At 46.2% G+C, this 12,141-nt stretch carries 12 protein-coding genes; 10 read left to right on the forward strand and 2 right to left on the reverse strand.

Annotated features, from left to right (window positions below):
• Nucleotides 1-32: 32 nt before the first annotated feature.
• Complete coding sequence (locus ST37_RS14040) at nucleotides 33-1,469, reverse strand: MFS transporter (RefSeq protein ID WP_084887435.1); 1,437 nt, start codon at nucleotides 1,467-1,469, stop codon at nucleotides 33-35.
• A 68-nt stretch (nucleotides 1,470-1,537) separates the two neighbouring features.
• Entirely contained in the window at nucleotides 1,538-3,049 is a 1,512-nt protein-coding gene (locus ST37_RS14045; RefSeq protein ID WP_084887437.1) for a hypothetical protein, read from the reverse strand.
• A 296-nt stretch (nucleotides 3,050-3,345) separates the two neighbouring features.
• Between ST37_RS14045 and ST37_RS14050 the strand changes: the two genes are divergently transcribed.
• The 10 genes from ST37_RS14050 (at nucleotide 3,346) to tolA (ending at nucleotide 12,107) form a co-directional block, all read left to right on the forward strand.
• Nucleotides 3,346-3,981: a TetR/AcrR family transcriptional regulator gene (locus tag ST37_RS14050; protein ID WP_084887439.1), complete on the forward strand. Its 636-nt coding sequence runs from the start codon at nucleotides 3,346-3,348 to the stop codon at nucleotides 3,979-3,981.
• A gap of 85 nt (nucleotides 3,982-4,066) precedes the next feature.
• On the forward strand, nucleotides 4,067-4,681 hold the full coding sequence (gene ruvA, locus ST37_RS14055) for a Holliday junction branch migration protein RuvA (protein WP_084887441.1): 615 nt from the start codon (nucleotides 4,067-4,069) through the stop codon (nucleotides 4,679-4,681).
• Between the two features lie 3 nt (nucleotides 4,682-4,684).
• Nucleotides 4,685-5,695, forward strand: coding sequence for a Holliday junction branch migration DNA helicase RuvB (gene ruvB, locus ST37_RS14060; RefSeq protein WP_084887443.1), 1,011 nt, complete (start codon nucleotides 4,685-4,687; stop codon nucleotides 5,693-5,695).
• Between the two features lie 413 nt (nucleotides 5,696-6,108).
• Nucleotides 6,109-7,692, forward strand: coding sequence for a cytochrome ubiquinol oxidase subunit I (gene cydA, locus ST37_RS14065; protein WP_084887445.1), 1,584 nt, complete (start codon nucleotides 6,109-6,111; stop codon nucleotides 7,690-7,692).
• A gap of 11 nt (nucleotides 7,693-7,703) precedes the next feature.
• Nucleotides 7,704-8,840, forward strand: a complete 1,137-nt coding sequence (gene cydB / locus ST37_RS14070; protein ID WP_084887446.1) for a cytochrome d ubiquinol oxidase subunit II — start codon at nucleotides 7,704-7,706, stop codon at nucleotides 8,838-8,840.
• A gap of 12 nt (nucleotides 8,841-8,852) precedes the next feature.
• Entirely contained in the window at nucleotides 8,853-8,963 is a 111-nt protein-coding gene (gene cydX, locus ST37_RS14075) for a cytochrome bd-I oxidase subunit CydX (RefSeq protein WP_084887448.1), read from the forward strand.
• 499 nt (nucleotides 8,964-9,462) lie between these two features.
• Nucleotides 9,463-9,879: a tol-pal system-associated acyl-CoA thioesterase gene (gene ybgC, locus ST37_RS14085; RefSeq protein ID WP_084887452.1), complete on the forward strand. Its 417-nt coding sequence runs from the start codon at nucleotides 9,463-9,465 to the stop codon at nucleotides 9,877-9,879.
• Nucleotides 9,869-10,558: a protein TolQ gene (gene tolQ, locus ST37_RS14090; protein ID WP_084887454.1), complete on the forward strand. Its 690-nt coding sequence runs from the start codon at nucleotides 9,869-9,871 to the stop codon at nucleotides 10,556-10,558. Before ybgC ends, tolQ begins: the two co-directional genes overlap by 11 nt.
• Nucleotides 10,559-10,560: 2 nt before the next feature.
• The gene (locus tag ST37_RS14095) at nucleotides 10,561-11,004 is read left to right on the forward strand and encodes an ExbD/TolR family protein (RefSeq protein ID WP_084887456.1); all 444 of its coding nucleotides are present in this window, start codon (nucleotides 10,561-10,563) and stop codon (nucleotides 11,002-11,004) included.
• A 14-nt stretch (nucleotides 11,005-11,018) separates the two neighbouring features.
• On the forward strand, nucleotides 11,019-12,107 hold the full coding sequence (tolA, locus tag ST37_RS14100) for a cell envelope integrity protein TolA (RefSeq protein ID WP_084887458.1): 1,089 nt from the start codon (nucleotides 11,019-11,021) through the stop codon (nucleotides 12,105-12,107).
• The last annotated feature ends 34 nt before the right edge of the window (nucleotides 12,108-12,141 follow it).

A 12,141-nucleotide genomic window follows, 5' to 3' on the forward strand; every position in this document is an offset into this window, starting at 1 on the left:
AGCCCCCTTGGTTTTTTGACAAAGAAAACCGGTTACTTTGTTTGTGTAACGGGGGCGAGTTCATCCAGCTTGTTAGGCATAGCGCCCGTTAACACTTCTTCTTCATTATAACGACGCATCAATATCACCCCAATAAACGCAAGCAAACCCGCCAAAACAGCACTTGCAGTCACACCAAAAGTCGTTGGTTGGGCACTTTGGGCAAAGTTTGAATGTGAACCCAAAATAATAATCGATGGAAACACCAAAGCGGTCAGTGACGTTGCGGCCTTAAACGCAAACATATTTGCCCCATAAAATAACGCCTCTCGCTTAAAGCCGGTTTCTCGACTGTCAGCAATCGCCAAATCAGCCACAATAACATTGGGAATAATACCGAGTATCGCAAGCGGGAAGGCAAACAACACAATGATTCCCCAGCCCAATAACTCCGGATTAGGTGCAATGCCACTAAAGGAGAACGCAATAAGTAATATGCCTTGGCCACCAAGCGCTAATTGGAATAGATGCTTTTTGCTCATGCGGCGACTCAGAAGCACTACCACTGGGTACAATACAAAGCTTAAGCCAAACAGGCTCATCATCATTAAAGAGACTTTTTCTTCGGGCAATCCCATCAGCATCGTAATGTAATATATGGCGCCCACTTCTAAAAAGAATCGAGACATAAACGCTAGACCATTCGATACCGTGAATGTCGAAAAGTGACGATTGGCAAACGCAGACTTTAGCGAAGCAAACGCCCCCATATGGTGTTGTGTGGTTGCTGAGCTCTCATCAACCTGGCAGTCGCGCTGTTCGTTAATCACCAGAATGGGAATTAACATGCCAATCAGTCCAAGGGCGCCAAATAGACACACCGAGATTTGAATGGCTTCCAACGGCGTGTATCCGATATTTTGTAATGCACCTTTTATCACCCAAATGAGCTGACCAAACGCAAACCCAAGCGCCCAGGTCACCGAGCAGAAGGTTGAAATAAGCACTCGTTCGTCATTGGTTTTTCCAAGCTCTGGGATCAGTGACATGTAGGGCACGGTATACATGGTTAGACTTAGCGTCACAACAATGCAGCACGCAATTAGCCACACCACATTTATGGCGCTCACACCTAGGGTCGGTGGGAAAAATATTAACGCCGCGGCAACAGCGGTAGGAATAAAACTGTACAACATAAATGAGCGACGACGGCCAAGCTTGCTTTGGCTCTTGTCACTTAAATTGGCAATAATCGGGTCAGAGACTGCATCGACAACACGATTCAGTGCATACACAAGCCCAACAATTGTCGCGCCAAATATTATCGGTGAACGAGTAATAAACTCGGGCAGTTCAGCACTGCCTTCTATAATGGGCGGGTAATAGAAGTAGGTGATCAAAATGGTGTAGGAGAAAGTGGCGATGCACCAACCAAAATTACCCATCGCGAACGCGGCTATTTTCCATTTGGATAAGGAGTGAGTATCCATAAACGTCTCTTTAATTTTGGAAAAACAGAACGAAAAGAGGGCAATGATGCCCTCAAGTCTGTGAAAAACTAGAACAGATTGGTTAAATCGCCGTTGTATTCAACAAAGAGGCCAAACCCAAACGCATTGAAGTTGGTATCTTTGCCAATCTTAAGCACATAACTCATACCGTCTCCTTGGTAGCCACTGTCGGTGTACATGAAATCGATATTGTACTCAGTGTAGTCTTCGTTAGGGGATAAGACTCTGTCCATGAGTGCAAGCTCATTTAAATCCGTTCCATTGGCGTTCGCAACGACCCCTTGTACGCGCCAACCAGGCATGCCAAAGGCTTCGAAGTTGTAGCCACCGACAAGAAAGTAAGTGCGCTGCCCTGGAAGATCGAAGCGGTTAAGAATGGCCATATCGCCCCAAACCGCGGTGCCACCGCCGGCTTTTTCGCTGCCCTGAGTTTCAAATCCTGCGAACTTTTGGTCGCCTATTTGTGTCATGCCCAATAGAAAGTCGAGCCCGCCGTGCTGTAGGCCAGCAGCGACTTCCCACACATCGGTTTTGTGCTCGCTATTTACGCCTTTACCCTGTTCGTAGCCGACTTTACCCATGTATTTAATGAAATGGTCTTTGTCGTACTCGCTGTCGCCAATGCCAAATAGCGAGTAAGGGATCCCAGAATAGACTTCGATAATACCGTTACTGAGGTAGTCTTCAGCGTAAGAAAATGATGCGCTGCTGGTGAAGTAGTCGGTCTCAGTATGAAAGCCGACATTGATGATCGCGTCGTAACTGCCGTTGAGATAGGTGTTGAGGCCATTTGCACTGTAATTTGGGTCTAGATCGTCTTTAAAATTGATGGTCTGTTCATTGTATTCACTGGAAAAACCCGTGTAGTAGCTCGCCCATGGCTGTATGAAACCACCCCACAATGGATAGTCACCTTGTAGCGACAGCCCTTCATAGACTTGGTGCAATGCGTAGTAGATGGTATCGGGTCTATGGAGGAGGTTATAGATGGTCGGCGTCATGCGGCCTACTACCAGTTGCGTGTTGCTCTTATCATCGCCAACTCGCAGACGCGCGTTAGCATTACCCAGTTTACCGACATAGCTGGCATCTGAATCTGGACGATAGAAGTAGGGGTTGTCCATGGAGAGAGTATCGGTTGCTAAACCCATACCTGGAATCTCCGCAGAGTAGGTAGAGCTAAACTGCCCTGATTGGTCGAATATTGCCGCGCCTTGGTACTCGACTTCGACAGCAAACACATTCGCCAGCCAGCCCGAATGCCAGTTAAGCCACGCAGCTGTGCCAAAGTCGTTGATGCTCATGTCGTTGACCAGATCCGCTTGCATTTGCATGGCTAACATAGAGGGGTCTGGGATCATCGCCGCGAGTTCAGGCTTTAATGCCACCACTTCACCGAGAGAAACGGGAATTTGACTTTTTGCCCCTTCGCCTTCGATATCGTAGTAATTCACACGCCATTTAAGATCGAGCGTTGAGTCGGTGAAAAATGGCGATGCTTGTGCACTTGCAGCGATGGCAAAGCCAACAGTTAGCGCGAGAGTAGACAGTTTATTCATAGAATTATTCCTTCAACTACATTCTAAAGTTCCACGAAAACCTGATGGGCATGGCTTTTAAATAAGCTCTTTTTTGCCATAACAAAATGTGAATCAGATTTATGTTTAGAGTGTGCACTCTAAAATGTAACGATTCAAACCTAAATATGAATTCTATTCATGTTTTATGCTGTGGGTCACTTTTTGATAAATTACCGGTACGTAAACAGTGAAACACAGAAGGTTTCATGCCAGAGTGATGAAGTATGTCTCGCAGTGCATTGTGGGAAACTCGTCAACGTTGAGGAACATCTAACATGACTAAGCTAGAAGTGGCGCCAACCAATCGCCGCAGACCCACGCAGCAACGAAGCCGTGAAAAAGTTGAAAATATTTTGAGCTCAGTAAAGGTTCTGATTGCGCAAGATGGGGTTGTTAATCTAAAAATTAACGATATAGCCGCGCATGCAGGAGTATCACCAAGCTCCATCTACCAGTATTTTTCGGATAAAGAAACCATCATTCAAGCCTTAGCGCTGGACTACATGGATCAAATTCGAGCGTTGCTAAACCACAATATGAGTAAGCTGCAAGCTCACACCGATGTCATGGAAGTGATTGGTAGTGCGTTCTACGATATCTATGAACTGCACCTTAATGAATTGGCGCTGCAACGAATTTGGTTCGAGTCCAATGATCCTAAGCTAAACTTAATGGCGCTAGAAGATACCCAGCGAAATACCGACATTATTGTACAAACCATAACGCCATGGGTATCACCGGATAAACTTGCAAAGCTAAGCGAATTTGTGATGTTGGTGAATACTCAGTTTGCTGCAACCATGCGTTTGAATATTCTGTCGCAACATCAATATGGGACCGACTTTATCGACATGCACCTAAAAATGATCGATGCCAGCATTGAACAATACTTAGGCAGTAAGTCACTTTAACCTCAAAATGTGCGTGAAGAACTGGATAAACATCCAGTTCTCAATTATTCTAGCCTACTCATTCTTTAGGTTAGGATAGATAAGCGTGATTGGACGACTTCGCGGCATTTTAGTCGAAAAACAACCCCCAGAACTTCTCATCGAAGTGAACGGCATTGGCTATGAAGTGCAAATGCCGATGAGCTGCTTCTATGAGCTGCCAGAACTCGGAGAAGAAGCCATCATCTATACTCATTTTGTGGTTCGAGAAGACGCACAGTTGCTGTATGGTTTTAATAGCGTGAAAGAGCGTGCGTTGTTCCGCGAAGTGATTAAAGCTAATGGAGTTGGGCCAAAGCTTGGATTGGGTATTTTGTCAGGCATGACCGCCAGTCAATTTGTGGCTTGTGTTGAGCGCGAAGATATTTCTACATTGGTTAAACTGCCGGGAGTGGGTAAGAAAACCGCCGAACGCTTGGTGGTTGAAATGAAAGATCGCCTTAAAGGGTGGGGAGCAGGGGACTTATTCACGCCTGCGACCGATGCCGCGCCAATTGAATCCGCGTCAAGCAATAAAGTAAGCGCCGACGATGAAGCGGTGAGCGCATTGCTCGCGCTAGGCTACAAGCCTGTGCAGGCATCCAAAGTCATATCGCAAGTGGCCAAACCGGGTATGAGCAGCGAGCAGCTGATTCGCGAAGCCTTAAAATCGATGGTGTAAATAATGATAGAAGCCGACCGACTGATTGCCCCAGATAACCCATCATTTAAAGATGAAGAGGTGATCGATCGCGCGATACGACCGAAAAACCTGTCAGACTACCAAGGCCAAGATCATGTTCGCGGTCAGATGGAAATTTTTATTAAAGCCGCGCAGATGCGTGGTGAGGCGTTGGATCACCTGCTGATTTTCGGCCCTCCGGGTTTGGGTAAAACCACTTTGGCCAATATTGTCGCAAATGAAATGGGTGTGAGTATTCGCACCACTTCAGGACCAGTATTAGAAAAAGCCGGAGATCTGGCCGCTCTACTGACCAACCTCGAAGAGAATGATGTGTTGTTCATCGACGAAATTCATCGGCTTAGCCCTATGGTCGAAGAGGTCTTGTATCCTGCAATGGAAGACTACCAACTCGATATTATGATTGGCGAAGGTCCTGCCGCGCGTTCGATAAAAATAGACTTGCCTCCTTTTACGCTTATTGGGGCGACAACTCGAGCAGGCTCGTTAACCTCACCACTAAGAGATCGTTTTGGTATAACCCAGCGACTTGAGTACTACAAAACCGCAGATTTGCAAAATATCGTCCAGCGCAGCGCCGACTGTTTAGGGCTCGCTCTTGAAGGTGAAGGTGCACTCGAGATTGCACGCCGTGCACGTGGGACCCCTCGTATTGCAAACCGACTATTAAGGCGTGTACGAGACTACGCAGAAGTCAAAACAGACGGTAATATCTGTGTCGATGTCGCCGATAGTGCGCTCAATATGCTGGATGTCGATACACAAGGGTTTGACTATATGGACCGCAAAATGATGCTTGCCATCATAGAGAAGTTCATGGGTGGCCCCGTTGGATTAGACAACCTTGCGGCAGCCATTGGTGAGGAGCGCGAAACTATCGAAGATGTGTTAGAACCATACCTCATACAACAAGGATTTTTGCAGCGGACCCCCAGAGGCCGTATTGCTACCCCAAGAGCATATCAGCATTTCGGGTTCGATATCCCAGACTAATATGTTTAACCGCTGATTCAATCAGCAGTAGAGCATTTCTTAAACTAGTTTTGCTCCATGAGCCAGTACACGGTTAATTGATACAATTAGCTGTGTACCGCGTTTGCCAATCGTCACTTAAACGGCGCAAAATTTGCCCACGTTCTCTCTAAACTTCCTCAATATATTGATTGAAATCATTTGCGGTTAAAATTTCCACAGTCGTTGTAATTCAAATTGATTTGAATCAATGCAAAAATATTTGAAGAAACAAATTGAATCGATTTGAAAATCCTATAATATTGTTTTCAGCTATGATTACGGTGTAAAACACCCATTTTTTACTGGCCAAAGTCAATTTTACAATATTTTTAACTATTGATAACAGTTAATTTACAGTTGTTGACTGCGGACGGTGCCTGCAAGGAGCTTTTATGATCGATGTAGTGGAGTTATCGCGGTTTCAGTTTGCGCTGACTGCGATGTATCACTTTCTTTTCGTCCCTCTCACTTTAGGATTGGCATTTCTACTTGCCATTATGGAGTCGGTCTATGTAATGACCGGTAAAGAGATTTACAAGGACATGACTAAGTTTTGGGGTAAGTTATTTGGTATTAACTTTGCTCTAGGCGTAGCCACTGGCCTAACTATGGAGTTCCAGTTTGGTACAAACTGGTCTTACTATTCCCACTACGTCGGTGACATCTTTGGTGCACCGCTCGCCATTGAAGCATTGGTTGCTTTCTTTTTAGAATCTACTTTTGTTGGCTTGTTCTTCTTTGGTTGGGATCGCCTCTCTAAACGCCAGCACTTGGCAGTAACGTGGTTGGTGGCGTTAGGTTCAAACTTCTCTGCATTGTGGATCTTGGTTGCAAATGGCTGGATGCAAAACCCAGTAGGCGCCGAATTTAACTTTGAAACCATGCGTATGGAAATGGTGAGCTTTGCTGAGGTAGTAATGAACCCAGTCGCTCAAGTTAAGTTTGTCCATACTGTTGCTTCGGGTTACACCACAGGGGCGATGTTCGTTCTTGGTATCAGTTCGTACTACCTATTGAAAGGCCGTGATGTCGCGTTTGCACGTCGCTCTTTTGCTATTGCAGCATCATTTGGTATGGCCGCAATATTGTCGGTTATCGTACTTGGCGACGAGTCTGGATATGAGTTGGGTGACGTACAAAAAGTGAAGCTCGCGGCTATAGAAGCCGAATGGCACACCGAGACTGCGCCTGCACCTTTTACCGTGTTTGGTATTCCTAATCAAGAAACCATGCATACCGATTACGCGGTAAAAATTCCTTATGTGATGGGCATTATTGCTACACGTTCATTAGATAAGGAAGTCACGGGCCTTCGCGATCTTCGTGAAGAGCACGTTGATCGTATCCGTCAGGGAATGGTTGCTTACCAATTACTTGAGACGCTTCGAGCAGGTGATGCTGATGAACAGCTGCGCGCCGATTTTGATGAAGTAAAAGAAGACCTCGGTTACGGCCTACTTCTTAAGCGCTATACCGACAATGTAGTCGATGCGACAGAAGAGCAGATCCAAGCTGCTGCTGATGACTCTATTCCAACAGTGTGGCCACTATTTTGGTCATTCCGCTTGATGGTTGGCTGTGGCTTCGTGATGCTGTTTGTATTTGGTATGGCGTTTGTTCAAACCTGTCGTCAACGCATCGAGCAGAAACCATGGCTGCTTAAAGCGGCGATGTATAGCATTCCACTACCTTGGATTGCGATTGAAGCCGGTTGGTTTGTTGCAGAATATGGTCGACAGCCTTGGGCCGTTGGTGAGATTTTACCTGTTGACGTTGCCGCATCTGCGCTTACCCCAGGTCAGCTTTGGAGCTCGCTGGGTGTGATCATCGCTTTCTATACGGTGCTTTTGATTGCAGAAGTGTACCTGATGCTCAAATTCGCACGCAAAGGGCCTAGCTCTTTAAAAACTGGGCGTTATCACTTCGAGCAGGAAGGTAATGCAGAAACTAACATCGACAAAGCCGTAGAAGCGTAAGGGAGTACGATATGTTTGATTACGAAGTACTACGATTTATTTGGTGGCTACTGATTGGCGTTTTGCTGGTTGGTTTTGCAATCACCGATGGATTTGACATGGGCGTTGGCGCGTTGGTGCCAATCATTGGTAAAACCGACAACGAACGCCGTGTCATGATTAACTCAATAGCGCCGCACTGGGATGGCAACCAAGTATGGTTGATCACCGCAGGTGGTGCGCTGTTTGCTGCTTGGCCTCTAGTGTATGCGACGTCGTTTTCTGGCTTTTACTTTGCCATGATTGTGACGTTAGCGGCATTATGGCTACGTCCTGTTGGGCTTGATTACCGCTCTAAAATTCAGGATAAACCGTGGCGTAAGGCTTGGGATATCGGTATCTCTATTAGTGGATTTGTACCGCCAGTAATATTTGGCGTCGCGTTTGGCAACTTGTTGCAGGGCGTACCGTTCCAGTTAAGCGACTTTATGATGCCGACCTACCATGGCTCTTTCTTTGGCCTTTTGAATCCATTCGCTCTGTTGTGTGGACTGGTGAGTTTGTCGATGATTTTGATGCAAGGTACAACTTGGCTGCAAATGAAAACGACAGCCGATGTGCATCAACGCGCTAGAACCTTATCTCAGATCTTTGGTCTGGTGACTGTTGTGCTATTTGTTTTGGCTGGCTTTATAGTGAAAAACATGGATGGATACGTGATCACGAGCGTGATGGACACAAATGGTCCTTCCAATCCTTTGCTGAAGGAAGTGTCGGTAGAGCAGGGCGCATGGCTCAATAACTATACCGCGTATCCGTTGATGTGGTTGGCACCCGTTATTGGTATTGCTATGTCTCTGCTTGCGGTTGTCTTTTCGAAGATGAATCGAGCTGGATTTGCATTCTTGACGTCATCCCTTGCAAACGCCGGGATCATCTTTACCGCGGGTCTTAGCATGTTCCCATTCGTGATGCCGTCGATTCTAAATCCTGATCATAGTTTGACTATGTGGGACGCGACATCTAGTGAGCTAACGCTCGGATTGATGACGGCAGTGGCTGTAGTGATGGTGCCAATTATTTTGGCTTACACCGCTTGGAGCTACTACAAAATGTTTGGCCGTTTGGACGAGCAATATATTGAAGACAACAAGAACTCACTGTACTAAGGAGACAACACCATGTGGTATTTTGCTTGGATTTTGGGCGTACTATTAGCCTGTGCCTTTGGCATCATCAACGCATTGTGGCTAGAGCACAGTGAGATGATGGACAAAGACATCAACGAGTAATGTAAAAGGCGCTTCCCAGAAGCGCCTTTTTAGTTGGGGTCAGAGTCAACGGTTTGTTGGGGTCAGAGTCAAAATGATCAATTTTCCCAATGGGGGTCAGAGTCAATTTTTCATTCGGAACACCAAGTTGAACTCGGGGCCCATTTGACTCTGACCCCAACAAACTGACCAACAGGCCATTCCCGTTAATTTTTTGTCTGAACTTGCCCAAATATTACGCCTTGCTCGCTGCTGTGTTTGTAAGCTGACATGACTGCAATTAACAAGACAGCGGTGGTCGAAAACCTAGTTCAATCCAGCGTTCGCATATGCAACAGCGAAGCTTGCTCACCTAGCGATTGACTCTGACCCCATCGAGGTTGTCTTATTTTTGGACATTTATCATGCATTTATTCCACACTAATCAAAAATTTGCCTAAATAGAGTCACAATGTTCAGTACTTTGTATATAGTGGGGTATTTGGTGAAAACCGCGTTTACAACGTACAAGGAATGACTCGTGAGCAGCACTTCCCATTTTCAATGGCCAGTCAGAATTTATTACGAAGATACCGACGCCGGTGGGATTGTATATCACTCTAATTACCTTAAGTATTTTGAGCGCGCTCGAACCGAACTTTTAAGAAGTAAAGGTGTCTCACAACAAGTGTTGTTAGAGCAACACACGGGCTTTGTGGTTCGCCATATGGACATAGATTTTAAGCAAGGAGCCACTCTCGACGAAGCGTTGATAGTGAACACTTGGATTAAAGAACAGAAAAAGGCCAGCCTGATCTTTTGTCAGGAGATGGTTAATGATAATGGGCGAGTATTGTGTAGTGCCACAGTTAAGGTAGCATGTGTCAACACTCAGAAAATGAAGCCCATGGCTATACCCAGCTATTTAGTAACGGAGTTAACGACCAGTGTCAGCTGAAATTAATTTTATCGATCTTATCCTAGAAGCCAGTTTACTTGTTCAGCTTGTGATGCTGACGCTAGTAGGGATGTCAGTCGCTTCATGGGCCATGATTATTCAGCGCAGTAAAGTGATCTCTGCGGCCAAGGATCAAACCGCAAAATTTGAAGACAAATTCTGGTCAGGTAAAGAGTTGTCGCAGCTTTATCAAGAAGTGAAAGCGCGCAAAGACTCGATTTATGGTATTGAAGAAATATTCTATTCAGGCTTTACCGAGTTCGCTCGTTTACGCCGCAGCAATCCCAATTCGCCCGATTACGTGATGGAAGGCACTGGCCGTTCTATGCGAGTGTCTGTGGCACGAGAAGTAGAAGAGCTTGAAACCAGCTTGCCATTTTTAGCTACAGTGGGCTCAATCAGTCCTTACATCGGTCTGTTTGGTACTGTTTGGGGCATCATGCACGCGTTTATTGCCCTAGGTGAAGTGAAACAAGCGACGCTTGCTATGGTAGCCCCTGGTATTGCCGAAGCATTGATTGCGACCGCTATGGGTCTGTTTGCCGCAATTCCAGCGGTTATGGCCTATAACCGCTTAAGCAACCAAGTATCAAAACTAGAACATTCCTATGCGACGTTCTCTGAAGAGTTCCACAGCATCTTGCATCGTCAAGCAATGAGCACGACAGAAAGAGACTAAGCATGGCCGGTTATCAACCTAAAAAACGCAAGTTAACTGCCGAGATTAATGTGGTGCCTTACATCGATGTGATGTTAGTACTGCTGATCATCTTTATGGTGACGTCACCCTTTATCACGCAAGGTGTGGATGTTGAGTTGCCACAGGCGTCCACCGCTAAGCCTGCGTCAGAACTCGATGGCAGTGATGTGGGCAGCTTTATCATTGTCGAAATTGCAGCAGACGGTGTACTGGGACTCAGCGTAAATGATGAAGACATGATACGCGGTCTAAGTCTAGACGAGGTGATAGTGAGAGTAAAAGCAGAAATGTCACTCTCTCCAAACTCACCGGTTGCGGTAGGTGGAGACGCCGCAACACCGTATGCTGATGTTGTATTAGTGCTTGACGAACTCAGTCAGGCAGGCATTCCTAAAGTAGGATTGTTAACGGATATTAAGGAATAACTTCCGTTGGTTGTATGAAGAAAAACAATAAATTAACCAAATCACTCATCATCTCGTTTGCCATGCATGCTTTGCTCGTGGCGGCGTTGATATGGGGGACCGATTTTAATATGTCTCCCAAAGAACCGTCTGGGCAAATTGTGCAGGCGGTGGTGATCGATCCAAGTGCCATACGCGAGCAAGCTGCAAAAATCCGTGAGCAGCGGCAGGCGGCTTCTAAAGCAGAGCAAGATCGTTTAGATAAACTTCGCAAGCAAAGTGAAGAGCTTGAGAAGAATCGCAAGCAAGAAGAAGAACGCATTCGTAAACTTCAGCAAGATAAAGCGCGCGCCGAAAAAGCCGCTGTGGAAGCGGATAAAAAACGCAAGCAGCAAGAAGAGCAGCGAAAAGTAGAAGAAGAGAAAACGCGTCAAGCAGAGGCAGAGCGCAAGCAAAAAGAAGAAGCGACGCGCAAAGCAGAGGCAGCAAGGCTGGCAGGAATTGCAGCAGCAAAAGAAGCCGAAGAGCGGGCAGTAAAAGAGCGCCTTAAAGCTGAAGAGGCTGAAAAAGCTCGTATTGCCAAAGAGAAAGAAGCTGCCGAAGCGGTGAAGAAAGAACAGTTAGAGCGTGAACGTGCCGAGAAAGCTGAGCAAGAGCGAATTGCCCAAGAGAAAGCAGCAGCAGAGGCGGCAGAGAAAGCCAAAATTGAGCAGCAGCGTTTGGAGCAACTTGAGCGCGAACGCAAAGCGCAAGAAGAAGCACTTAATAATATTTTTGCCGGTATGGCAGAAGAAAACGCAGCTAACGCGGAAGCGGCCGCTCGTGCTCGAAGTCAACGCAATGCCGATGAATTGGCTCGATACTCTGCCATCTATACGCAACTTATCCAAAGTAAACTTCGCATAGATGATGCTTATCGGGGAAAGCAATGTCGCGTCAATCTTAAGTTGATACCGACTGGGGCTGACGCGATAGTGAGTCAGGTAAAAGTGATCAGTGGTGATAATCAGCTATGCAGCGCGACACGAAGCGCGATTAGCCAAGTAAGCAGTTTCCCACTTCCAACAGCAGCCGAGGTGGCAAAACAATTGACCAACATTAATTTGACGGTAGTACCAGAATAAGGATGTTACAGTGATTAAGAACTTTTTTACTTCA

The organism is Vibrio sp. qd031 (assembly GCF_002100145.1).
Taxonomy (GTDB): domain Bacteria; phylum Pseudomonadota; class Gammaproteobacteria; order Enterobacterales; family Vibrionaceae; genus Vibrio.